This is a genomic window from Brevibacillus laterosporus DSM 25 (assembly GCF_002706795.1).
GTDB classification, from domain to species: Bacteria; Bacillota; Bacilli; order Brevibacillales; family Brevibacillaceae; genus Brevibacillus_B; species Brevibacillus_B laterosporus.
Genome location: NZ_CP017705.1, coordinates 2,042,100 through 2,067,111, shown reverse-complemented (window position 1 = coordinate 2,067,111; position 25,012 = coordinate 2,042,100). Strand labels below are relative to the sequence as shown.

General features: G+C 39.7%; 17 protein-coding genes. 11 read left to right on the top strand and 6 right to left on the bottom strand.

Features of this window, described 5'->3' with window-relative positions; translation table 11 throughout:
- Positions 1 to 74: 74 nt before the first annotated feature.
- From BrL25_RS09770 to BrL25_RS25150, 3 genes are read right to left on the bottom strand one after another with little or no spacing between them, the layout of a single operon-like run.
- Complete coding sequence (locus BrL25_RS09770; protein ID WP_018671163.1) at positions 75 to 1,919, bottom strand: SH3 domain-containing protein; 1,845 nt, start codon at positions 1,917 to 1,919, stop codon at positions 75 to 77.
- Positions 1,916 to 2,857: a hypothetical protein gene (locus tag BrL25_RS09765; protein ID WP_018671162.1), complete on the bottom strand. Its 942-nt coding sequence runs from the start codon at positions 2,855 to 2,857 to the stop codon at positions 1,916 to 1,918. Before BrL25_RS09765 ends, BrL25_RS09770 begins: the two co-directional genes overlap by 4 nt.
- Positions 2,854 to 3,003, bottom strand: coding sequence for a hypothetical protein (locus tag BrL25_RS25150; protein WP_018671161.1), 150 nt, complete (start codon positions 3,001 to 3,003; stop codon positions 2,854 to 2,856). Before BrL25_RS25150 ends, BrL25_RS09765 begins: the two co-directional genes overlap by 4 nt.
- A gap of 204 nt (positions 3,004 to 3,207) precedes the next feature.
- Here BrL25_RS25150 and BrL25_RS09760 point away from each other — a divergent pair, with 204 nt between their 5' ends.
- The 9 genes from BrL25_RS09760 (at position 3,208) to desA (ending at position 18,847) form a co-directional block, all read left to right on the top strand.
- Positions 3,208 to 4,989, top strand: coding sequence for a vWA domain-containing protein (locus tag BrL25_RS09760; protein ID WP_018671160.1), 1,782 nt, complete (start codon positions 3,208 to 3,210; stop codon positions 4,987 to 4,989).
- A 15-nt stretch (positions 4,990 to 5,004) separates the two neighbouring features.
- Complete coding sequence (locus tag BrL25_RS09755) at positions 5,005 to 8,394, top strand: tubulin-like doman-containing protein (protein ID WP_018671159.1); 3,390 nt, start codon at positions 5,005 to 5,007, stop codon at positions 8,392 to 8,394.
- 19 nt (positions 8,395 to 8,413) lie between these two features.
- Complete coding sequence (locus BrL25_RS09750; RefSeq protein WP_018671158.1) at positions 8,414 to 10,762, top strand: hypothetical protein; 2,349 nt, start codon at positions 8,414 to 8,416, stop codon at positions 10,760 to 10,762.
- Positions 10,759 to 12,045, top strand: a complete 1,287-nt coding sequence (locus BrL25_RS09745) for a vWA domain-containing protein (protein ID WP_018671157.1) — start codon at positions 10,759 to 10,761, stop codon at positions 12,043 to 12,045. Before BrL25_RS09750 ends, BrL25_RS09745 begins: the two co-directional genes overlap by 4 nt.
- Positions 12,046 to 12,064: 19 nt before the next feature.
- Positions 12,065 to 12,700, top strand: a complete 636-nt coding sequence (locus BrL25_RS09740) for a hypothetical protein (protein ID WP_018671156.1) — start codon at positions 12,065 to 12,067, stop codon at positions 12,698 to 12,700.
- An 11-nt stretch (positions 12,701 to 12,711) separates the two neighbouring features.
- Complete coding sequence (locus tag BrL25_RS09735) at positions 12,712 to 13,977, top strand: TRAFAC clade GTPase domain-containing protein (RefSeq protein WP_018671155.1); 1,266 nt, start codon at positions 12,712 to 12,714, stop codon at positions 13,975 to 13,977.
- A complete protein-coding gene (locus BrL25_RS09730; RefSeq protein WP_018671154.1) occupies positions 13,977 to 16,478 on the top strand; it encodes a GAP1-N2 domain-containing protein in 2,502 nt (833 codons plus the stop codon). Before BrL25_RS09735 ends, BrL25_RS09730 begins: the two co-directional genes overlap by 1 nt.
- A 221-nt stretch (positions 16,479 to 16,699) precedes the next feature.
- Positions 16,700 to 17,431 carry an alpha/beta hydrolase gene (locus BrL25_RS09725; protein ID WP_018671153.1) on the top strand — a complete coding sequence of 244 codons (732 nt, stop codon included), beginning with the start codon at positions 16,700 to 16,702 and terminating at the stop codon, positions 17,429 to 17,431.
- Positions 17,432 to 17,818: 387 nt separating this feature from the next.
- Positions 17,819 to 18,847, top strand: coding sequence for a Delta(5) desaturase DesA (gene desA, locus BrL25_RS09720; protein ID WP_026315117.1), 1,029 nt, complete (start codon positions 17,819 to 17,821; stop codon positions 18,845 to 18,847).
- Positions 18,848 to 18,945: 98 nt separating this feature from the next.
- On the opposite strand, the gene BrL25_RS09715 is transcribed toward desA, so the two are convergent.
- The 3 genes from BrL25_RS09715 to BrL25_RS09705 form a co-directional block, all read right to left on the bottom strand.
- Entirely contained in the window at positions 18,946 to 19,413 is a 468-nt protein-coding gene (locus BrL25_RS09715) for a YecA family protein (RefSeq protein WP_236847646.1), read from the bottom strand.
- A gap of 93 nt (positions 19,414 to 19,506) precedes the next feature.
- On the bottom strand, positions 19,507 to 20,199 hold the full coding sequence (locus BrL25_RS09710; RefSeq protein ID WP_018671150.1) for a class I SAM-dependent methyltransferase: 693 nt from the start codon (positions 20,197 to 20,199) through the stop codon (positions 19,507 to 19,509).
- A 91-nt stretch (positions 20,200 to 20,290) separates the two neighbouring features.
- The gene (locus BrL25_RS09705) at positions 20,291 to 21,346 is read right to left on the bottom strand and encodes a methyltransferase domain-containing protein (protein WP_018671149.1); all 1,056 of its coding nucleotides are present in this window, start codon (positions 21,344 to 21,346) and stop codon (positions 20,291 to 20,293) included.
- Between the two features lie 340 nt (positions 21,347 to 21,686).
- Here BrL25_RS09705 and BrL25_RS09700 point away from each other — a divergent pair, with 340 nt between their 5' ends.
- On the top strand, positions 21,687 to 23,699 hold the full coding sequence (locus BrL25_RS09700) for a methyl-accepting chemotaxis protein (protein WP_018671148.1): 2,013 nt from the start codon (positions 21,687 to 21,689) through the stop codon (positions 23,697 to 23,699).
- 247 nt (positions 23,700 to 23,946) lie between these two features.
- Entirely contained in the window at positions 23,947 to 24,924 is a 978-nt protein-coding gene (locus tag BrL25_RS09695) for an iron-hydroxamate ABC transporter substrate-binding protein (RefSeq protein ID WP_018671147.1), read from the top strand.
- Positions 24,925 to 25,012 lie beyond the last annotated feature (88 nt).

The following is a 25,012-nucleotide window of genomic DNA, read 5'->3' as shown; positions in this document are numbered from 1 at the left end:
AAAAGTAGAAACAAAAATAAGCTGGCAGAATTTTGGATATGCCAGCTTATTTCTACTAGGCTTCAATTTGCTTTTTATCTCTGGGTATCCACTTCACGCAATTGGTCAAGACGTACCCAACCAGAATTTCCGTTAAAAGAGATTTGGTACCAACCGTTTTGATCAGCTACACCCTCAATCGAGCTTCCCTTTTTTATCTCACCAATTACACCATATTCCTCGCCTGGACCGGCATAAACATTGATGGATTTTTTAGAAGAGCTATTTACTTTAGCGTTTTTGTTGGAATGTGGGGGTGAGTCATTGTCCGATGGCTCAGCCTCTTCTGTTCTTGGTTCAGCTTCCTCACTTGTTTCCGTGTCCGAATCTGTGTCAGGCTCAGCTTCAGGCGGTGACGACAGGTAGTCCCTTATCTTTTCTTCATATACAAGTCCATCAGCTTCTAGCTTGAAAACTGCAACTTCATTTTCCCCTTTGCCCTCTGCATTTTCTACTATTACGGAACCTGGAGCTTCCACTGCAAATCCATCTGCGGCTATTTCAAATCGCTTTACCCAATCTTTTTTGGATAAATCAGGAACAAATCCATAATATGTAGAGAGACGATTTTTACCTGCTGCTTCCACAATAATGATGGGGGTCTCTTTACTAATTAATACATCTGAGATAGTGAGGTTTTTTAGTTTTGTATCCGAATCAAATGATTCATCTAAATACAGAACAGAATCATCATCAGGCATTTTCGCTGCCAAATGAAGATGTTGGTCTGCCTCTGAAATACCGGCTACATAAACGAGAGAACCCCAGTGCTTCTCTCCTGTGAGGACTAATCCAAACGATTTATCTGGATATTTCTCCTTCAATAGGCGAGTTGGATCATACTTCGTCCAGTGTTCTTCTAATTCTGTTACGAGCTGGGATGTATCCTGAAGACCACTTAGCTTTTGATACAGTTCTCGTGCCTTATCAAACTGGTTTGCTTTTGTGTAACGTTCCGCTTGTTTTAGCTGAGAGGTGAGATGTTGGTCAATGAGGCTGACTGCTTCAGAATCAGTAGGTAGCAGGTCACTAATCTGACGATAAGCCTTTGCCTGTGCAATAAATGTGTCTAGGTCTTTATTGCGTATCGAGCGCCTGATCTCAGAGCTAGCATACTTTTCTAGTAGAGTGATTAACCAATCAGCTTGTATATCTACTTGTTTATAGGCACGTAAACTTCTGGAGGCTGATTCAATTATCTGTTCAAAGGTATTTCTGTTTGTTAGATCTCTATATTTCTTTTGATCATAGGAACGAAATAGGGTAATGAGCTCCTGTCTCTTCTGCTTTTCCCCACCAAAAAATTCATCTGGAATGGCGACAAGGGAATGAACAAAACGTTCATCACGATAAATCTTTTTGGTTAGGTTTTCCTGCATAGATGTGGTATAGGTCTTTTTGATAGTAAGGAAATAATTTTTTACAGTAGCTTCGATTGCATGACCATCTGAAATCTGCGTGAAAAAATGTACTAGTAACTGCTCTTCTTGCAGGGATTGCTGTTTAAACGTGTGATAGGTCGTATATAACTCTAGCATATTCTCTACATTGTTATCCCCTATGGCAGAATGAATCTGTTGGGAAATGGATTCTAGTTTCAGACGAATCGAGCGTAGTGCTGACAATGGCTTACTCCATACTTCATCGCCATACGTAATAGTAGTAATAGCTTCCGCTTTAGCGAAGCTTTCTTCCGCCGCGAGTAGATTTTTCTCCTGATAGTACTTCTTTGCTTGTTCATATAAATCAATTTTTTTCAGGCTATATCTAATCTTTACACCCATGGCTACTAAAGCTAGTAGGAATAGAACTAGTAGGATATTCCGTATCCAAAGTGACCGTTGATAGACAGGGAGTAGTTTGCTAATAAATTTCTTCATAGCAATCCTTTCAGTTCGGGATCAAACGAGTAATGCTGATCCACTTGTTTCCTGGTAGCTTCATATAATTTGGCCCAATGACCATCTTGATGCGCACTAACCATTTTAGCTAAACGAATCAAACGCTCCTTAGGCAAGTATTCTATGAACTCAATAATAAAATCCTGATAGTGCTCTATATGAGCTCGTACTCGTAGGGATGCACCTGCGACCTGACCAAGGATTTGTGTACCATTACTTTCCTGAAGAATATACGACTTATTTGAAATAACATAATCTAGTACGGCTTGTTTTACTAGCCATGGCTGGACTTTTAGTACCTCATGAAGATAGGCAATAAAATGATGGTTGTAATCAGATGGAATCAGCGTATCTAACTCTAGCTCCATGTCCTTGCGCAGCACAAAGTGATTAAGATATTTAACCTTGAGAATTTTTACTAAATCAGAGTCGATAAAGTAGCCAACCTCTCGGATTTTTTCATAGGCATCCTTATATTTTTTTGCCTTTACATCAGCATCAATATCCTCTAGATGTTGATATAGAGCATTTTTTATATTCTCCTGCTCCGTGTTGATGAATTGTTCAAAATGAACATTTTGTTCGTAGGAGCCGTAACGCTTCTGCATGAGCCAAAAGAGTACAAAGAAAAGAACACCTCCACTACAGGCGAGTATCAAATTCGTCGTTGTATCAGCAAAAATGGCTCCGAGACAGACAAATAGACCAATCCAAAGAAAGCTAATTTGAACGTTTCGTCTAGTAGTGGCAGCAGAGACAGCACGGATCGGAAGGAGTGTTACCGTTTTTTCGCAAAATGGGCATTCTGTATCCCATAAGACAGAATAGGAACGACATTTTGGACAATATTTTAAACGTTCAAAGGCATGGGTTGTTTTGATCGTCTTCCTGAATTGAACACCAGTTTTTGTCTTCATTTTTGTTCACCTTCATTGTTTAACATGGCATGAAGATACTGATCCATCTCAGCTTCTGTTTTACTTTTTCGTTTAAATAGCCATAGTTGAGTGAAACGATAGCCCAGTAGTACCAAAGCAATAGCCAAAAAGATATAAGTTATCATCTATCATTCTCCAAATCTTCAATGTCGAAATATGTAACATAATAGTACATACGTCCGTATAACGTTATATGGATCTTACATTGCTTTTCTCTTTTTTATTGTAAAATATAGTGGTAATCTTGTCATATAGTCACATTCTTTGCAATAGTTGTTCAAAAATATGGGTATTTTTTACAAAAAATTAGGTAGCGGAGGTTCAATAACATGCTTCAATGTAAGAGAGTCTTTCAACATATATTGTGCGTGGGACTTCTGTTGGCTTCTCTAACCACAGGTGCCACGTTTGGTTTTGCACAGACTGGTGGAGACAAAATGGACGCTGTGTTGGTTGTAGACGTCAGCAATTCCATGACTCAAAGTGATAAAAACAAAGTAAGTAACGAAGCGATGAAAATGTTTGTGGATATGACCTCTATTCAGGGGAATAAGATCGGGGTCATCGCCTATACGGATAAAATCGAGCGGGAAAAGGCACTAGTTGAGGTTAAGTCCGATCAAGATAAGCAACAAATCAAAGCTTTTATTGATAGTTTACAAAAAGGGGCTTATACGGATATCTCTGTAGGGGTCGATGAAGCGGTAAAAATCCTAGATGCAGGACATGACCCAGCGCATTCTCCTATCGTTGTGTTGTTAGCAGATGGGAACAATTTTCTAAATAAAGATTCCAACCGTACGCAACAGATGTCAGATCAAAAATTGCAAGATGCGGTAAAAGTGGCGAAAAGCAAAGGGTACCCAATCTATACGATTGGACTTAATGCAGATGGTCAATTGAACAGAACAACTCTGCAACAGATCGCGGCAGATACGAATGGTAAATTTTTTGAAACAAGTACAGCTGACAAATTACCACAAATTTTAAGCGAGATATTTGCTAATCATTTGAAGCTGAAGGTTGTTCCTGTTAAAAGCCTTACCTCAAATGGAGCCTTTCAGGACGTAACGATCTCTATTCCTAATACCAATGTATTGGAAGCAAATATTTCTATCATGTCGAAGAATGCCGTACAGGTAAACTTGTTTGATCCATCTGGTAAGGCGGTACCAATTCCGTCTAACCAAGTCCATTTCTCGAAATCAAATGCGTATTCCATGGTTAAAATGTTAAAACCCCAGCAAGGTGATTGGAAGCTACAGGTCAAAGGAGTAGCTAAGGACAAGATTGATATTAACATGATCTTTAACTATGACTTGCAGCTCGCAATGGAGCCAATCCCTACCAAGACATATAAAGCTGGTGATGACATCCAAATCAAAGCGGAGCTAGTTAGTAATGGACAAAAAATGACTAGCACTGACCTTTACAAAAGCATGAAAGCAAAGCTGCTGGTTAACGATTTAACCGACAACAAAACAAATGAAATTGAACTAACGAATACTGGTAGTGGATTTACTGGAAAATTTACTATTCCATCCTCCCATCAATACGAGATTAAGGTTAAAGCGGAGGATAGCAGTTTTTATCGAGAAACGCAGCCTGTTACTGTGGATGCAACAAATACAGGGGCAACGGGAGCACAGCAACCTACAACTAATCCAACAGTGGAAGAAAAGCCATTCCCGTGGTTGATGACGGTTGGTGGTACACTTGGTCTGATTTTACTTATTGCGATCGTTTTATATGTACTGTCCATGTGGAAGAAGGCAAACAAAGGATTTATGGGGCAAATGGCTATCGAAATTATCAATGAAGATACAGGCGAAAAGTCGAGTCCGCAGTATAAAAAACTAAATGGTTTTAAAGGAAAGGTCAAATTGCATCAATTGTTGCAGCTTGCTCCAGAGTTTCAGGAGACAGACAAAATCATTTTTGTACCAGGCAAAAATGACACGCTTATCATTCAAAACAAATCTGAATGTCAGATTGAAAAGGCTGGAAGAGTACTAGATGCAAGTAAAGGAAGGGAATTAAAAAAGAACGATCGAATCAAGGTAACCCTTTCTGGTGTAAACAAATCAGTCTTTATTGACTACATCATCTAGGAGAGGATCGATTATATGAGAGCAGTTGTGAGAGAACATATTCAGCAGTTGGATGTATCATTAGGCGGGGGTATCGTTAGTGAGAAGATTCGTGTAGATACGATTGATAACCCTATGCTTGTTATTGGTTTAGGTGGAACGGGGATTGATGCTTTGCTCCGTTTAAAATATCAGGTTAATAGACGCTTTAAGCTACCAGTTGATTCTTTATCGAAAAAGCGGAAGGAAAAACCGGACAATATTGAATTTGTAGCCTTTGAAACGAATGAGCATGATCGTAACAAGCGCTACAAGGGTATTGGACTTGATCCCATTTCGGAGTTTGTTTTGCTTTCCAATCCAGAGATTGGTGGAGTATTACAGAACAGAAGCATTTTAGAACCGTACATTACGGATTGGCTCTCGCCTGAGCTGACGATCACAGATGGGATTAGTGGAGCATCAGGAGTTAGACAGGCAGGTCGTTTACTATTATTCACCAAAATTACACAGGTAGTCCAAACCCTTGAGAAAAAGATCAAGATGCTTACCGAGGGCACTAACAAGAAGTTGATCGTATTTATTTTAACTGGTATATCGGGTGGAACCGGTAGTGGTTGCTTCATGGATATTGCCTATATTGTTCGTGGTATTTTGGAACGGGAATTTGGCAGTGCGGGAGTAGATAAGGTTAACTCACTTGGCTATTTGTTTACACCAGATGTTAACCTGTCTAATAAGAGCCTTAGCTCGCATACGCGCGATTACATTATGAAAAATGGTTATGCAGCGTTAAAAGAGCTGGATTATTGGATGAATGCAGACGAACGTATGGATCGCTTTAAACAACAATACGGCAATGTATTAAACGTCTCTTCTCCAATGCCTCCGTTCAATCTGTGCCATCTTATTTCGGCAACAAATCTTGAAGGTAAAGCATTAGAAAATGCCTACGATTACTGCATGAATGTTACGGCAGAGAATATTACCAACTTCATGGCTAGTGAAGAAAAACGGTCAGGCGAAGAGTTTGCGATTCATGATTATATTAGTAATATTCGCACCAACATTAATCAGATGCCAAAAGCATATGCGGCCAACTACCAATACAACGTAATTGGTGCTTCATCTGCGGTACTACCGATTGAAGAGATGACTACTTATTTGGCGTATCGATTATTTAAAAAGATGGAGAATATGTTTACCGCTGCTCCTACACAGGAGGATGCAGAAAAATTTGCTCGCAAATTAGGCATTGATATCGACTCGATTTCCAAAAGGTTTGAAGAGCGAGTTCCTGAACCTATTCCAGGCTACGAAAATAGTGAGCGTCTCAGCTATACCAATGTCATTAGCCAACAGGTTGTAAGTATCGATCATGAGCTGGAGCAGGGCTATCTGGCTAAAGCGAGAGAGGAATACATCAAGTGTAAGAAACAGCTACCAGGTGAGCTGACCACTACATTTGGTGAGCTGATTACAAGAGTATTTTTACATGCACAACAAGGACCATTTTATGCATCGCGTCTGATTCATTCCGATAAAGGCTTTTCCTTACTTAAAATGGTCCTGTCTTATATCGAAAGCTTAAAATTGAATCTAGAAGGTTTCCCAAGAGAGATTGAGGGAGCGCGTGAAACAGCTAATGAGAAGCTAGGTGATGCTCGTAGTGCATTCATCTCAAAAGAAAGAAAGAAAAATAGCTATTTGGAAGCAAAAATCACCGAATACCAGCTCCTTGCTGATCATGAAAAGCTAGAGCAAATGATCGAGTTCTACGAGGAGCTATATCGTCGATTAAGTGATGAAAATAATCGGATTTATAGTGTATTTACGGAGATTTTAAATACGCTCAATCAAATCTTTGAAAAGAACGGTGACATCCTCATTAACGGTGGGGAGGAGCTGGATCGCACCGGGAATAAAACCTATTACTGGAATATTGTGAGTGTGCCTGACATTGCGAAGGTTATAGCTACTACTATTGATGAGAAGGATACAGATGATTTAATACGTGATTTCACTGCTGAATTGCTGAAACGCTCCGATAATTGGATCAAGGAAACGGAAGTGGATATCGTCGGTGCTATTTCTGACTTCTTATCTGATAAGTTCAGTGAGTTGATTACAACTTCTATGGAAGAGTTTTTGCTGATGAAATACGGGCAAGACGAAACCCTAGATCGTATCGTAGAAAGAAAAATAGCTAGCAAATTAGATGAAGAGGCCATTCCGGTTTTCCATCTCAGTAATAATCTAGGTAATATGGATTTCCCTTCGTGGGGCTTTGTTTCTGTACCACTTCAGGCTCCTTCTATTTTGAAGGGGATCAAGAACTATCAGAATACGTCAATTAGTGGCTCCCGCTTTACCGTTAAGGAGAGCGGAGTTAAAAACCGTATTTTCTGGTTGAACACGAAAAATGGTGTCCCTTTGTTTGCTTATACTCCACTAAAAGTGTATGAGGAGAGCTATGAGCGAACCATTCTTGAAAAAGAGGGGGTTGGTCGTCACTTAGTCCAATCAGAAAAGCATAACTGGGCGTACCTACCATCTCCTATTCCAGAAAAATCTTGGGGAGAAACGTATCTGAATGCTCGCGTAAAAGAGTACAATGCTAGAGTTCGTGAGCTATTTGACAGAGCTGTTCGTTTCGGATGCATCGTCGAAAAAGACAGTGAAAATAAAACAAGTAACCGATACGACTGTATCATTACAAAGCCTTTTGAAATCACTGCCTTTTTAGCTAAATACCAACTAGACAAAGATCCTTCTAAAGGTAGCCCGGGAGAGATCAAGAGATGTCTGGCTGAATTGAAGGGCTTTATGGAGCAGGGATTGGAGCAGGAGTATACAAAGGATCTGTTTGGTAGCATCAACGAAGAGATGGCCAAAGAAAATTTAATTCGCTCTCCAGAACTTATTCGTCTACTTCAGCAGGAAGTGCGTAAATATGAAGAAATCGAGAGTAAAATCAGTGAACTACAACAGATCATCCAATCAATCCAAGGTGAGGAAGAGCTGATCAATCGATTCATTGAAGCATTATACACTGGTACCATTTGTAAAAAAGGTGCGCTGTACGTGTATGATAAAGATGAAGAAGAAGAGGCTTGGGAGCCTTTCGTCAATTTGATGAAGGTGAACAAGCATGTAGAGTTTGCTATCTACAATCAGTACCGTAGCTTGGAGGGCAAACAAATGACGGCTCTTCAACGTAAAGCGAGTAAACGAAGCGACCAAATGACATCAGCGATTGATACCCAGGAATTGATTACGAAGCTGGAGGAAATCACTGCTGCTTTTCAGGAAGCGAAGAACGAGCTTGAGTACGATCGGGATGACTATGTAAATGGGGAAGACATGTATCGTTTTTATAAAAAGGTGTGGGCTAAAGTAAACGATATGCGCAAAACATTACAATAATTAATTAGGGGAGAAAAGCATGAGGGATTTGATTGAACAGTTCGCAACTCACTATGTTTCGGATTTAGAAAAACAACTGGATAGTGAGAACGGACAGCGTAGCATTCAGAACCCTGTGCTTTTTCTCTTTCTAGGGGATAAGAGCTTAGAGGCACTCCAGGCGATTTATGCTACCAATGAACAGAAGTGGCAAAATAGCGAAGGAGTGCTCTATGTTCACGCCTATTCGGAAGAAACTCTACATCTTTCGAATGTGTATAGTTGCCGATTACCACAGCCTTCTACTAATAAAAAAACAATGCGGGCTTCTCTGCATGAAATGTTTTATCAGGATGAATCATTGCTAATCGAATTAAATAAAATGATGAAGATGATAAGTGTTCGTGTAGCCGAAATGGGTAAGCTATTCACTTATCATCAACAAATTAATATCGCAGTAGTCACAAGAGCAGATGATATTGCCAATGTACTATTACCGGAATTTACGTTGCTTGTTAAAAGTTATCTTAATGAATTGTTTAAAAATGTCTCATTGGATTTGTATGTTTTGATACAGGAAAAGAACAATGGTCAGGAATTTGGATTTTCTACGTCGATAGGTGTTAGCTTCCTAGACGAATTAAATGAATACCAACAGAGTGATTACCAATTCTGTGCCGATCTTCAGATGACTGAGGATCGAGTGAAACTAGCTGTGGAGCACATTCGTTCTCCGCTCTATTCGCTTGTGTATATCCTAAGTGATAAAAATGAGCAGGGAATGTTTATAGATAACGGTAAGGAAGATAATTATGAGTTGATTAGCGATATCGTGCTGCTAAACAACAAACGAGTTGAATCGGAAGTACATGAAGGCAGTGAAAGCTATAATCGCACCCAATTTATACACAATATTACTGGAGTTACTGGACGACCTACATTTGCTTCGGCTGGACTCTCTAAAGTGAAGCGACCTACTCGCGCTATTGCACATACTGTACTTGCAAAAGTGTATGATCACTTTCTAGAACGATTAAAGCGAAATTGGACGTATGATATCTCAGAAGTACTAGAGAGACTAGAGATCACAGATTCCCACATTCTACGAAAAGTAAAGTCGATTTTACCAGATGAAAGCAAGCTGGAAGAAATGACAGGTTTGATGACTTCGGGCGTTAGCTACAAAGAACTTACAAGCATGACTCTTAAAGAGGCAGAGGTAGCACTGTTCGAAGATAGTAGTCAGACCTTTTTTGCAACGAATTTTCTGCTCGATGCTCGGTCTAAACGAGATTCGCTTCAAGACAACAATAAGCTCACTCAGCTTATTAAAGAGAGGATTCTTGAAAATCCAAAATACGGATTATATGCTGCCTATCAATTAACCTCGGGACATGACGCAGAGAAGAGCCTTGCTGGTGTGTTGCGTTCCAGAATCAAAGAAACAATTCGACAGCTAGAGTATAGCAAGGATCAGCTAGAGGATATTTATCGTCAGAGGGTTGACCGACAAGAGATCAAAACGGGTGGCCTTTTCACCCGAGATAAAGAGCGTGTACGGAATTTTATACGCCATTTTTTCCCGATGATTTATGGAAAGAAGTATGAGATTTTGGGTTTGGAAATGGAAGTAGAGCTTCTTACAGATTATGAAAAACAATTGGAAGACATGCATCAGAAACTAAAACAACAGGTCATGCAGCTAGAAGAACTCAAGGTACAAGTCAATGAAATGTCGCGACAAAGCATCCGTGAGGCGGTAGACTATCTAGATAAAAACATAGAAGAATACTACGGAGCTGTGGTACAGGAATCGATTAAAATAGTAGAAGCCAAACGTGGTGCAGGCTTTTACTTTGAGGATAGATACATGGGGAGCATCTCTCTACTATTAGATAAAGGAGTTACTGAAATGATCCAGCGGCTATGTGACATGTGCCGTAAGGAGATTATGACCAGTGAGACGTTCTCTCTTTCCTTTGAGGATGAACTCCTAGCCAGAGCGAATGTGACGGCTGCTTACGACAACAAGACTGTTTTAACCAGAGAGCAGTTATATAGAGATTTGGCTTTAGAATTGGAAAGTGGATCATCTGTCCATATAGAAGTCTTTCAATTTATGCAAAAGTATAGATATGAGGAAAAATACTTTTTTGCTGATTATACGAATGATTTTGTTCAATATGTATTTCGTACAGAGCAGGGAATACGGACTTATAAGCAAGGCTGTGTTCATGAAGCAAATAAAAGTGGAATTGAGAAAATCAAGCTCATGGGTGGTTTCGGTATTGAAGACCTCATGTATTACCGCAATAATAGGAAATATTATGAATCCTATAGGAAAAATGGCTTTTTATTTCGCCGACAAGGAGGGGGGCAATTGTCATGAGTCAAAAAAAAATAAGTCTGCTCATGGTTTTCTGTAGCTTGATTGGTGGAATAATTGGCTTTGTAGTAGGCGAGATGATTTTAAACCTTTTGTCTAATGAACTACCACAGTGGGTGGTTATGGGACTTTATTTTGGACAGTATGCTTTATTTGTTGGACTTATGTGTTTAATAGCTGAATTAATTTCACCAAAATTAAACGGGCAAGGCTGGAGACAACGCTACGTCGGATTTTCATGGAAGATGCTTGTACCAAGTACATTCATCATGCTAGGTGTAGTCGCGATGCTTTTACAATTTTTCTATGGAACTAGTTTCCAAAGGACGTCCGGTTCGAACAATATTGTTATGCTACTAGATATTTCCTCTAGTATGCAGGATTCTGATAAGGACGGTCAGCTTTTTAAATCGGCAGCCGATGTGGTCCGCAGAATGGATAACGATACAAGTGTAGCAGTGATCACCTTTAATCAACAAGCAAGCATTCTACAGCCCTTGGTGCGATTGAACAATCAAAAGGTAAGAGATGATGTTATTCAAAAACTAAATAGTCATAAAGGCCCTTCTGGTGGTACTGATATAGAAGAGGCATTGCAAACCGCGTTAAATCATATCAACAGTGAGACAAATAATTCGGGAAATAACACGGTTATCCTCATGTCAGATGGTTATAGTGATGTGGATTTAGATAAGTCTCTCCAGCCATTCAAACAATCTCAAATCATTGTTCATACAGTGGGGATGAGTACGGTTAGCGCAGACGGAACCCAGCTATTGAAGCGCATTGCAGAAGAAACCAGTGGTAATTACTACGATATTGAACATACAGATCAAATCACGGGTGTGTTCGGTAAAATTTATGATATGAGTCGTCAAGATCGTGAGCTTGTAAAGGAAAGAACAGGCACAACCGAAAATAGCCTTTTCTACGCAATACTGCGTATTGTGAGCTTACTTGTGATTGGAGCATTATTAGGTTTGGCAGTAGGGCTATTCTTTGATAACAAATATATAGCCAAGGGCTTCACATTAGGGGGAATAGTGTCAGGTCTTCTCGCTGGATTGATACTTGAGAAGGGATTGGCATCTGGTATGTATCCAGCTATGGGTGTTCGGCTTGTAGCTGACTTGCTGTTAGCTGCTGTCATGCCTTTGTTTACGATTTTTATTCCTATGCCAAACCAAGGTCTATCCCATGAGAAAAGTCGCTTTACCGGTGGTAGATATTTACCAGCAAAGAACAAGGATGCTAGACAGATAAGCAATAATAAGTTTGATAGGTAGAGTAGGAGCATGATGTGTAATGAGTAGAACGGAAGAACTATCCAATGCGCTTATTAAGGATGTCACCTCCCACATGCAGGGTAACGAATGCGTTTTAAATTGGCACTGGGCAGAATCCGTTCCCTGCGTCTACGTGTACAAATCTCGATTTGACACGCCGTTTGATCCCGACCAAATCAATGAGAAGGATATGAAGCTATATACACGTGAAGAGTACAAGGTGCATAGGGGATACCGTGAATATATCGATGGATATGGAAGATATACGTATCGAATTTTTCCGTGTCAGCTACAGAATGGCAAACCGGTTATGCTAATCCCAGATGGTGAGGATCATATCATCCATGTTAGTTCAGGTAAGGCTAAAATCTACTATTCCTTTAAAAAAGGGAAAAAATGGTTTAGCCAGTATCAAACTTTACAGATTCGCATTTTTTCGGAGATTCTCATTCCAAAGGAAGCTTTATGTTATGTGAAAAAAGAAGGCTCTCCTCCAGCGAATAAGGATGATGGTACTCAGTATGCCTTTATCCGTGATCTTGAGCCGGGAGAGAACGTTATGCCTGAAATCGAGATCAAGAAAAAAGATTACATTCGCCTCTTTTTTACAGACGGAAAAAAATATGGGCAAAGCTATGAACTGATTCCTGAATAGGAGGGAACCACGTGTTTACATTTTTGAAGAGTATGTTTGATAAAAAACAGCCAATCAAGGAACGGCTTCCTTTTTATGATATTGTTTGTCCCTATTGTTTTGCGAAGTATTCCCCTGATCAGGTAGTATTTAGAGCCACACATCATCGTGATGATGACGAAAATTACGCGTTGCAGGAAGATGAAATTCTAAATCAGTATAGAGATAAATTTGGACTTGATTCGATTGAGGAGCTGGAGGCGGTAATTGACCCGGCTACGATACCGCATGAGAATCAGCTTTATGTTGATCAGGTTTTGGTAGGGCTGACTGATCGATACGGTATGGTTACCAAACGCAGACTTTGCCCGAAATGTCATAACGAACTCCCTATTACAGCGGGGAAGGCACCAAGTAATATAATTTCGATCGTTGGTGCTTCTCAAGTGGGTAAGTCTGTCTATATGACTTCACTGATTCACACGCTACAAAATACAACTGCAAATCATTTCAACGCTGCCTGCATGCCATTAAACGCACAGATTAGTCGCAAATTCCGGGAAAATTACGAGGCGCCCTTATTTGAGAGAGGCCAACTGCTTGATTCTACTCAAAAGGAAAAGCGGCAGGAGCCATTTATTTTTCAATTTATTTTTAAAGATAGTGAACAAGCCCCGCTCATTCTGGTGTTTTTTGACGTTGCGGGTGAGGGAATGGTAGATCGTGAATATTTAGAGCTATATGCCTCCCATGTGAAGAATTCCTCAGGTATTCTATTCCTTGTTGATCCTCTGCAAATTAGAACGATACGCGACAAGATCATGTTTAATGTAGGCGATGAGCCAGGGGAGTTTACAGCGAGATATGATGAGCCACGTGAAGTTCTCATCACTCTATTTGAAAACTTTATCGGCTATGAGGAGCACAGCAAAACCAATATACCGACAGCTGTTGTTCTGACCAAAAGCGACATGCTACACATGCTGAAGGAAGACGACAGTGAGTACATTAAATCAAACAGTAATGTCTTTCGAAATTTCATTCATGAAGAGTACCTTAACACGAGTGAATTTGAAAACATCAATGGAGAGATACGTCGCTTCATTGAAAAAGTAGATCGACCCTTTAAGGATGCACTGGAGGTTTATTTCACAAATACGGCTTATTTTGCTGTATCTGCACTGGGAAGTAACCCGGTTAACCAAAAGGTGACTGGCGTAGTGACGCCTGTTCGTGTAGATGAACCATTTATTTGGCTGTTACATCAATTGGATTATATTGATGGGAGGGAGCAATAGTGGGACGGCAGCATATTCAACAGCAGTACTATACGCGAGGGCGGCAAGGGATTTTCCGCTCAAACGAAGGATACGACACCGTCTCTAAATCTGCTTCTCTGGACAATTCATTTATCAAAAAGACGCTTCATCCGTTTTGTGTCTACAATGCTCCTAAAGAGCTACAGGAAAAGGGAGAAACACAGGTAGATAAGTATCCAGAGGCACTTTTCTGTTTTCGCGCTGAATCAGGCGAAATGGTAATCGGGAAAAGCGTTTATGTAGGAGCAGACTTTACAGGACAACGGAATACATTCTTTACGCATAATTATGTGATTCCGAGTGTACAACGGGATGAATTTTGCAAAACGCCAGCAAAGATTTTTGGTATTAGTTCCTTTACAAATCATCATGAAGAAACCAATGGGAAAGAGCTGCCTGAATTAGAGGATTTGCCATATCACAATCGTAGCACTGGTGATAAAAAGCAGATTTTAGCTCGGTTAGGGATTGATGAACAAGCATTTAAACAACTGCTATTCGCTACCATGAGCTCTCTATCAACAAAGAAAAAGGTATTTATTAGCTTAGATGTTGATATCAGTGAGGCCTCTGAAGCTGCTACTCAATTAGTAGAGATTCTGTATGGGTGCTTACCTTATGAGATGCGTAGACAATTGGGGTTCCTTACCTATACAAATGAACCAGAGAGTAAAAAGTATCTTCATGTTATTTTTGTTGAAAAGGGTAGCATAAGGTCTGGTAACGGACATATGAATAAAGATTTTCTGTTTGATTTCGCAAACAAATCAATACTCCATGCTGATATTCAAGGTGAGCACGAGTATCTTACCTTTGCGTGGAATAATTTGAATGAGGCTGTTGTGCTCAAGTCGTTTTACGAATTTGCTGACGAAATTCTTGCAGGAGAGGATCTTGCTAAGAGCTTGAGCATTACCACCTATTATGAATTGTGTACGCTGTTTTTGATAGAAACAGGTAAGCTGAGTGTCTATGAGCGTAATAAAACGGCGGTATGGCAAGTACTTCTACAGTATATTCGTAATGAACGCTTGATGAACAAAAAGAGATTATTTGCGTTGTTTGGGCTTTTATTTGAGGCGGAAAAAATGGCTGTTGCATCCAAGAGTCTCCCTTCCGTCGAGCTGATTACATTGATCAGCGAAGCGTATAATGTTGTAGAGAATCAAGATTCCCGTAAAGAGATCATTATGTATCTGATGGATATTCTTCTCAAGGGGAAAAGCTCTCAACAAACAGAGTACGTTACTCAGATATACAAGCAACTCTCAGGTAATCATGAATTGTTTACATTTATGATGAGTACCATTTTGAGCTATGAAAAGGTCGTGAAGCCTTTATTTGAGGAATATGTGGCTCAGCGCTTAGTAGGCTGCTACAAACTAGACGATGTAGTCAAGGAAATGAATTTTTGGGTAAATCATGCTTCCCAAGCATTTCAAAATCATTTTTTCATGAACAGTACGGAGCAAAAACTGCTGAGCTTATTGAAAGAAGAAAAACAAAAGGTAGAAGCGACACTATCGATTCATCAAATGTTGGGTAAGTGGCGAGTAGGTCACAGCTATACGAACAGGATTTTAGAAGAGATAGACAAATGTTTACTAAAGCATCTTTCTTTGGAGGCGTTATCCAAGGAGGATGTTAGGAAGGTCGTCTCTTTGTTTGAACATAAACCGCAAAGCTTTTTCAAAGCGCTAGATTCACAGAGCGAATATAAGCTTGAGCTACTAATGAACGTCTTTTCCCTGGAGAAAGAGCCAGGTACTCCTATGCCCGAAGAGTTTTATCGGAATTGGGACAAGGATGACATCCAAATACAGCAGAAGCTGATTCGAAAGATGTTGGGCAGTCCATTAGACGAAGGTAGCTTTCCAAAGGTAGCGCTTGTTTTTTATCGTGGTGATTCCCAGAATTCACATGCGGTGTTTGATTTTGATGGTATGCTTACTTTTGTTGAGCAACATGGTGGAGACGAGACTACCTATCTGTTTATTCAGTGGTTATTGAAACAAAGGATGTTTTTGGTAGACAGAAAGCTTGTCCCTTCTTATCGTCTCGTATTGAAACAGTATCTTTTGCATGATCATGCTAAAAGGCTACGGGATAAAGAGTGGCGAAAACGTTGGTATGCCATTCGTAACCCGGAGTTTAGAGAAATGCTACATGAGGCAGAGAAGGAGTCGTCAAATGCTGTGGCGAGATTCTTTCGCCAGAACAAAGGCATGGCTGTGATTGGTTTGCTAGTGATGCTTACGGTTGGTACAGTCGGAGGTGTAATGCTTTATTCCAAAAGTCAGGCTCCTATTCCAGCGACGCTTCCTGCTACAGAAACGACGCCTGTTACTGGTGCAGTGGAGGATGTCACTCCGATATTTGTGGAGAAGGGACAAGCTGATTCCATAGAAAATACACCAATTTATATGCTTTTGCAGCCAAATGTTAAGCCGGTTATAGCGTCGTCTGTTCCAACTGAATAGAGCTAGCATACAGGAAAGAAGCCGTAGGATAAGATTAAGCTCCAGAACCCTACGTGTTACAAAGGGGACTAGTCATTTTCGACTGGTCCCTTTTTTTAATTGAAAGCTCCAATCCTCCATTATGATTCGGGATTTAATCCATGGTTGTCTTACCCCTATTTCAACTACTATTTATAATGAATGAAATGACATGGATACGTGCTAGAGAGGATGATGAGTAGATGAGAGAGACATTCATTACAGAGATCGTGGGCGATAGACAGATTATGATTTATTTGCCTCCTACTTATAAAAATGGAGGGCACTTTCCTGTGGTGTACGTACAGGATGGCAGCTATTTAGTCCATAAATGTATGAATCTACTAGAGCATCTGTTCATTACCAAGGAGCTACCAGAATTAATCTTTGTGTGTATTACACCACATAATCGTAATGATGAATACACGCCATGGCCTGCTAAAGCATTGCTTAGTAGCTACCCTGATTTTGGTGGTAACGGTGCAGAATATCTTTCTTACGTTGTTCATACCTTAAAGCCCCATGTAGATTCAATCTACCGAACAAAAGCGGAAGCGGAATATACCGGGATAATTGGCGGTTCTTTTGGCGGAATGATTTCATTATATGCCGCTTACTTGTATCCAGAGGTATTTGGACGTATAGGGTTGTTATCTGCCTCCTTGTGGTTTGAAGGCCTATTAGAATTTATCGGTGACAATCAGATCGCTTCTAGTAAGCAACGAATGTACATGTATGTGGGAAGTCTTGAAGGCATTTATAAAAAAAATATCCAGGCTAATATGGTTCCGTATACGTATAAGGCTTATGAGTTTCTGATCGGAAATGGATTTCCCAAGGAGCAACTGAAGTTCGTGGTAGAAGAAGGTGGGACCCACGACGGGCTTTTCTTTATTAAGCACTTCCCACAGGCGATGAAATGGCTGTTTACATAGTAGAAAAAAATACACCCAATAAAGTATATCGACAAGCCATGGGGGGCGAAGTCTACTTTAAAGGGCGTATTTTACTTACATGATAATGAATGAGATGAGAACCATGAACAAAAAATTTTCTGACAAGTGGTGGATTTCGGCAAAAAATTATAAGACAATTGAGAACGGTTTTCGAATATAATGAGGAAAGGCAGTTAGGAAGTAAAAAGTACGATTTGTTACGAGTTGGACGTAACGTTATATGTCGCTAATAAAGAGAGGGTTAAAACTAATCGAACCCTTTCCAGTGTTATAGTGAACTATAGATGGGCATGAATCATCTTCTCCCTTTGATTCGGAATCCATGCGTTACTGTAAAAGTATAGATTCAAAGAGAGGAAGATTACTATTAGCGTAAATCTGAAAGAACAAGTTAACTGGAGAAAGCAAATTGCCCCCTATGAAAAATCCCATATCAAGTATAGCGTACGACAGTTAATCAATACATTGATTCCATTTTGCCTGCTTTGGTATGGTGCTTATCTATGTTTATCGGTATCCTACTGGTTGAGCCTAGTATTGATTGTCCCTGCCGGAGGCTTTCTCATTCGAATCTTTATTATTTTTCATGATTGTTGCCACTACTCTTTCTTTAAAAATCGGAAAGCAAATGAGATTGTTGGTTTGATCACGGGTATTTTAACGTGTTGCCCCTATGAGCAGTGGAAGAGATCTCACTCTATTCATCACGCAACAAGTAGTAATTTAAATAAACGAGGCACGGGAGATGTATGGACACTCACGGTAGATGAGTACGTAGCATTGTCACCTAGTAAGCGATTGTTCTATCGGTTGTATCGAAATCCATTCATCATGTTTGGTCTAGGCCCTATCTATGTATTTTTGATTGATTACCGATTTAACCGTAAAGGTGTAGGGCAGAAGGAACGTTTCAATACGTATATGACCAATCTAGGCATCATTGCTTTATCAGGTGTGCTTTGCTGGACTCTTGGTTGGCAAGCGTTTTTACTCATTCAGGGACCAATCTTTCTTATTTCAGGTGCAGCTGGTATTTGGTTGTTTTATGTACAGCATCAGTTTGAGGATACGTATTTTGAACAAGAAGAGAATTGGGATTATGTAAAAGCGGCCTTACAGGGAAGTTCCTTTTACAAATTGCCAAAAGTTCTGCATTGGATTACAGGTAATATTGGCTTTCACCATATTCACCATTTGAGTCCACGTGTGCCGAACTATTACTTGGCTTCAGCTTATCAGCATAATGCCTTCTTACAGGACGTGAGAAGCATTACATTGCTATCAAGTCTGCGATCACTCCGCTTTCGTCTTTGGAGTGAGGAAAGCAAGAAATTTGTGGGATTCAAAGATATACATCACAGGATCATGAAAAATAATCTGGAGAAAACCAGTTAGTCCGTAAGAGTATCAATTAAAATCATGAAATAAAAAGCCTAGCACAGATCAATAGGTACGGGATAAGTACCTGGTTTATGTGCTAGGTTTTATTATAGTTAGGGATGTGTCTGATCTACGAACCAATCGTTATCAAGTATGTCCTGTACGCGCTTGGAGATCGTTCCAGCAGAGACATTATACTTGCTTGCTAATGCGGCCTGTGTGATAGGAATATCCGTAATCGTCGCAATCGAATATTCAATTGACGCTTCTATGATTCCAGCTTTTCGGAGTACTGGTTGGGTAGCATGAGAATATTTATGCCATAGGTTGACGGCTGCGGCAACAACGTCAGCCCCGTAATCTGCTTGCATACTCTTCACGATATTATGGGCTGTGGTTATATAATCTTCGTTATCCCATGTTAATTCTAGGTCAATATATTTATGCAACAATTGATTGGTTTCTGTTGACGATGAATGGAGGTAATTGCGTTGCTCATCTTTATGTAAACAACATTTTTTATATTTTTTACCACTCCCACATGGACAGAGTGAGTTTCTTCCGATATCCAAAATAACCACTTCCCTTTTATATACTGATTGTTAATAATATGTAGTATAACACATAGAAAAACCATTCCTCGACTGATGACGAAGAATGGTCTGTTGTTCTTTTTAAACCTGTAAGGTCCATACACCCGCACACTCTGGTACTTGAAGAAGCGATTGGCTCATCACTTTGTCTGCTACTTCCTCTCCGAAGAAAAATTCCGTCAAGTCTTTAGCTTCGTCTACACTCTCAAAATGATAATCCAATCTGATCCACGAAAACGAAAAGCCATAATCTTGTTCAAGTAATCTGTAATAATCCTGTAAAAATACGGGCGGATGAGGAGTTTCATATCCGGTCCCCATCGTTTCAAAAATAATGGCTGTACCACCAGGACGAAGGACTCGCTTCATTTCTTCCATTACATGCTTGATATTATTTTTCCAAGCAGAGTCGGTAGAATTTGCTAGATAGCCAATGCTCCAACCCGATACTAGTAGATCAGCGGAGTCATTGTCTACTGGAAGAGCACGATGATCAGCTACTTGTGTTCTCCAATTATGAAGACCGGCTTGTTTTAATTTATGTGCCGTTACTCGCAGCATGGACTCGGATTCATCGAGAGCAAGGATCGACTTAGCTTGGCTAGCCAGCACTGTGGTAAGTCTACCTGTACCTGCTCCCAGATCAATAATGTTTGTATTTTCAATCGGTTTTATTTTGTTGATTACATCATAGAGACTGGGTTGCTTTGAAATTAGTCGTTCGTATTTCTCAGCTTTATTCTTATAGATATCGGGATGATTTGGTTGTAACATGCACAGCCCTCCTAATATGTTGTAGGGCTTTAGCATAAGGCTTAACGTAACGAGAAGGTCAATACAAAACGCATCTTCAAGCAGATATCTGTTATCTGATAGGGACCGCATACATGACATAGAGTAGCTCATGTAATTTCTGATGCTTAACAATATACCCATTGGTAGTAAACCAAGCGAGAAGCTGTGCACTATTTGCGTAATATTTATCTTGAATAGCTGTATAGGTTTCCATCTTTCCCTGTTTGAGTAAAGCATCTAGGTACTGTTCTTTGTGGATTTCATTTTCAAACATCAAATCGGTAATACAGATTCGACCACGTGGCTGTAAGACTCGACGCATTTCATCTAATGCCATCATCTTTTGAGCATCTGTTATGTGGTGGAATGCAAAGCTGGTCACAATAAAATCAAATTGACCATCTAGGTATGGAATGGCTAAGAAATTACCCAGTTTCGTTTCCATCTGTGGATGCTTTCTTTTGCATTGCTTCAGCATTTCCTTTGATTGATCTACACCTGCCATTTGGATACCTTTATCAATAAAGCGTGCAGCTAGATTCCCCGTACCTGTGCCCAGATCCAATCCTTTTTCATTGGGAATAGGATCAACCCATGTAAGCGTCATCTCAAGCGCTTCCTCATAATTTTGATAGACATGAAATGTCTGTTCGTTACGTAAGACGTGCACATCATGGGTTCTAGCTTGATGGTCAAAATTCCACTTATCATGCCAGTTTTTACGTAAATCTCTTAGACGCTTAGAGCCCTCTGCCAGAGTAAAAATCTGCTCCAACGAAAGTTCCTTGTTTTGTACCAAACGCTCTATCATTTGATCGGTTGTACGAATGTTTTCTTTCAATTCCAGCCATTGTGCAAACATGACATAACGCTGTAGCTCTAAGTAATATTGAAGTTCATCATGATTGCCCTCATCAATTTGCTTCAAGGCTGCTTTTATATCTGGGATCGACATACCCACTTCTCGTAAGGCAATAATGGTTTGTAGACGCCAGGCGTCTTTTTCTGTAAAATCGCGATAGTTGTTTTCTTGATTTTTAGCTGGTGTTAGTAACCCTTTTTCTTCATAAAAGCGAATTGCTCTTGGAGAAATAGTAAGTTTTTCGGATATCTCCTTGATTTGCATCTGCGTCACCTACCCAAGATTATCAAAACAGTAACGTAAGGGGAAAGTATAAAGTATGAAAGCCCGTGAAGGTACTTCTAAGACAGGATAAGATGGTAATAGCTCCGCACTTTCGATGATAGATCGTCTACGTATCCTCTAATCTTGTAGGTTTCTTCCCTATGAATAGAGGTTTATTTTGCTTTCTTGAATAATCTTTTTATTTTTTTAAAAATATTTATAAAATTTAAATTTAAAACTGTAACAGTTTATCTATGGATTTTGTTACTATTTTGTACGATTAAAGTAGTGTACAAGAAAATTTCGATATACGGATATCAGAGAAAGTGGAGGGATTATTTTGACTTTTAGGCTTCAGTTTAAAACGATTAAAGCGCAACTGCTTTTCATTATTGGAGGGCTGCTCATTACCACCTGTGTTGGTCTTACATTGCTGGCTTATTTTACTGCTCAAAAACAAATTGAATATACAGCTGAAATGATGCTTACTCCTCTCGCTCAACAAACAGCCAATTACTATGAGGATAAGCTAAAAAATGAAGTAACGTTCATCGAGGGAGTGGCTTCCCGCAAAGAGATTGAAAATTATCAAGCAAACCCAGGAGATGCTCAAGCTAGCGTTAACAAGCTTATAAAAAAACGTGGAGCAAGTAAATGGGGAATTGCTGATCTCTCAGGAAACGTTGTCTTGGGCCCTCAATCTAATTCTAGTATTGCACAGCGAGAATATTTTAAGAAGGCACTTGTTGGTCATTCCAATACATCAGATGTGATTGTTTCCATAGAAGATAATTCATTAATCATCATTTTCGCAACCCCTATTTACTTAGGAGAAAAAGTAAATAGCGTGTTGTACATGGAGTACAAAGTTGATAAATTATTGGAAATGATCTCAGACCTTACGTTTAGCCAAACAGGTCGAGCTTATGTGCTTAATAAACAAGGAACAGTAGTAGCCCATGAAAATATGGACTTAGTCTTTGCTCAAGAGAATGTAATAAAAGCAGCTGAAACTGATCCAGCTTTACGAGAATTAGCTGAACTAGAAGAAAAAATGATCAGTGGGGTCAATGGTACAGGGTCTTACGAATATAAAGGTGTAAATAAATATGTAGGCTTTGCCCCCATTCCACTTACTGGTGGCGGACTTGCTATCTATATCGAGCAGAGTGATTTGTTAAATGGAACTGTTATCATGCGTAACTATTTATTGGCTATCTCTTCCGTCTTCTTGCTTCTTGGAGGTATTGCTGTTTATTACTACTCTTACTCTTTATCACGTTCGATTCAAGGCTTCAAACATATCTTCTCCTTCATGGCTAAAGGAGAGCTATGTACGGCTATTGATCAGAAGCTACTAAACCGTCGTGATGAAATCGGTGATATGTCACACATGTTGGAAGATATGAAACAATCCTTTAGTAGCCTAATTGGTGTGATTCAAAAGCAATCCACTGAAATTGACCGTTCTTCCCATAGTTTAAGTAATATTTCTCAAGAGATGAGTACAGCTACTGAAACTGTTTCCACTTCGATTCAAGAGGTAGCCACTGGAGTTTCCTCTCAAACAGAAGAACTCGTCGAAATTAGTGAAGTTCTGACTTCGTATGGTAAAGGCTTAGATGACATGGTAGTATCCATCGAGGATGTGGATCACAACGGGAAAAACATTCATGCAAGAGCAAGTGAAAGTAACGAAAACATGGACAAATTGATTGTATCGGTAGATCAGGTGAATCAAATTTTCAAAGAATTTATTGATAGAATCGTCGCAGCAAATGAGAATTTAAACGGCGTTCATCATATTACGACTGCTATAAATGAGATTGCGGAACAAACAAATTTACTGGCTTTAAATGCTGCCATAGAAGCTGCACGTGCAGGTGAGTCGGGAAGAGGTTTCGCTGTGGTGGCCGATGAGGTACGCAAATTAGCAGAACAATCTCGTCAGTCAGCCCAAATGATTGCAGATATGATTACCTCTGTCTCCTCTGATTCCGATCAGATGCTAGAAAATGCTAGATCGATGAGTCAGGCTATGTCTGGTCAAAAAGACGAAATGGATTTAGCGATGAGCTCCTTCCGTGAAATTATTCGTGAAATAGAGAACATCAATCCGAAGCTGGAGCAAATTAGTTACTCTGCACAACAAATGCAAAAACAAAAAGAAGATATTTTAGAAAAAGTAGAAACAAGCTCTAGCATTTCAGAAGAAGTAGCTGCTTCCTCTGAAGAAATCGCTGCGACTTCTGAACAAGCCTCTGCAGCAGCTCAGGAGGTCCATGCAACAGCAAGCTCACTTGCTGGCATGACAAAGCAAATGCAGGAGGAATTAGAGCGTTTTAAAGTGTAAGGATCAAATCGTGCTAGCTAGAAATAGACTTTTTCTAGCCACTTTAATGAATGATTACTGCGCACATGACTGCTTCTCTCTTGAAGAGGAGCAGTTTTTTTATATTTTTTGTCCATCACTTTTCCTGATAGTTTTTATTTTGTAAGCTTAAATTGCCAGTCTTGCACCACTTTATAGAATCAGGTATGATTTGAATTGTGATATTGATTATCATTATTATTAATAAATTTTAATCTAGGAGGCTTTTATGAGATTCGGAGGGTTCAAAATAGCTCGTAGGGTTATGTTTACATTTTTCCTAACAGGAGTCCTGACTGCTTGTGGAAATTCTAATACTGGCACTACCAATAACAATGTCTCTGAGACAACAGGTGAAAATGGTGTCAAAACAGAAAGTCAAACCATGTCCTACACAGCGATAAATGGGGAAATTCAAATTCCCAAAGACCCCAAGCGCGTGGTGGTTGCTGAAGAAATCTACGTAGGTGATTTTTTGGCCCTTGGCATCAAACCAGTAGGAGTCCCACAAAAGGCTTTAGATAACATTTATCTTAAAGAAAGACTAGATGGGATTCAAAGCATCGGCGATGGTAAATCAACTGAAAAGATTATGGAGCTAAAGCCCGACCTTATCATTACATTCAGTGGGGCAGAGAACATTGATCAATTACAAAAGATTGCTCCTACGGTAGCAATTGAGTACGGTAAGAAAGAAGTAAGAGAGCAGGTAAGAGAATTCGGTAAGATGACAAATAGAGAGGATAAAGCCAACGAGTGGATTGCCAATTGGGATAAAAAGGTGGCAGAAGCAAAGCCAAAGGTGAAGGCAGCTGTAGGGGATAAAACGGTATCCATTCTAAATCCCTACTCCAAGGGTATCTATGTATTCGGTCATAATTTTTCGAGAGGCGGCGAGATACTCTACAATGAATTGAAGCTAAAAGCGCCAGCTATTATTCAGAAGGAAGTAATTGATAGTGGACAAGGCCTGGGAAGCTTATCTCTTGAAACGCTACCTACCTATGCAGGCGATTATATCTTTACAAGCGCATGGTCAGGAGATGATACTAATCCTGAGGTTGTCTATAACAGCAGTATTTGGAAAGCACTACCTGCTGTGAAAAACAATCGAGTATTTACTATGGATAAAAACTCTTCTGTATTTAATGACCCAATTTCACTAGAAGGACAGCTTGATTTTATTGTCGAGAAGCTAACAAAATAATTGATATGCTGTAGCCCCAAATACACCAAAACCCTCCTTGCGCCCTTTTATGTGGACAAGGAGGGTTTTTGGTGTTTTTCTATTTTTC

Coding starts and splice junctions, on each gene's coding strand:
- BrL25_RS09770 (WP_018671163.1), bottom strand. CDS start 1,919: ATGAAGAAATTTATTAGCAAACTACTCCCTGTCTATCAACGGTCACTT.
- BrL25_RS09765 (WP_018671162.1), bottom strand. CDS start 2,857: ATGAAGACAAAAACTGGTGTTCAATTCAGGAAGACGATCAAAACAACC.
- BrL25_RS25150 (WP_018671161.1), bottom strand. CDS start 3,003: ATGATAACTTATATCTTTTTGGCTATTGCTTTGGTACTACTGGGCTAT.
- BrL25_RS09760 (WP_018671160.1), top strand. CDS start 3,208: ATGCTTCAATGTAAGAGAGTCTTTCAACATATATTGTGCGTGGGACTT.
- BrL25_RS09755 (WP_018671159.1), top strand. CDS start 5,005: ATGAGAGCAGTTGTGAGAGAACATATTCAGCAGTTGGATGTATCATTA.
- BrL25_RS09750 (WP_018671158.1), top strand. CDS start 8,414: ATGAGGGATTTGATTGAACAGTTCGCAACTCACTATGTTTCGGATTTA.
- BrL25_RS09745 (WP_018671157.1), top strand. CDS start 10,759: ATGAGTCAAAAAAAAATAAGTCTGCTCATGGTTTTCTGTAGCTTGATT.
- BrL25_RS09740 (WP_018671156.1), top strand. CDS start 12,065: ATGAGTAGAACGGAAGAACTATCCAATGCGCTTATTAAGGATGTCACC.
- BrL25_RS09725 (WP_018671153.1), top strand. CDS start 16,700: ATGAGAGAGACATTCATTACAGAGATCGTGGGCGATAGACAGATTATG.
- BrL25_RS09710 (WP_018671150.1), bottom strand. CDS start 20,199: ATGTTACAACCAAATCATCCCGATATCTATAAGAATAAAGCTGAGAAA.
- BrL25_RS09705 (WP_018671149.1), bottom strand. CDS start 21,346: ATGCAAATCAAGGAGATATCCGAAAAACTTACTATTTCTCCAAGAGCA.
- BrL25_RS09695 (WP_018671147.1), top strand. CDS start 23,947: ATGAGATTCGGAGGGTTCAAAATAGCTCGTAGGGTTATGTTTACATTT.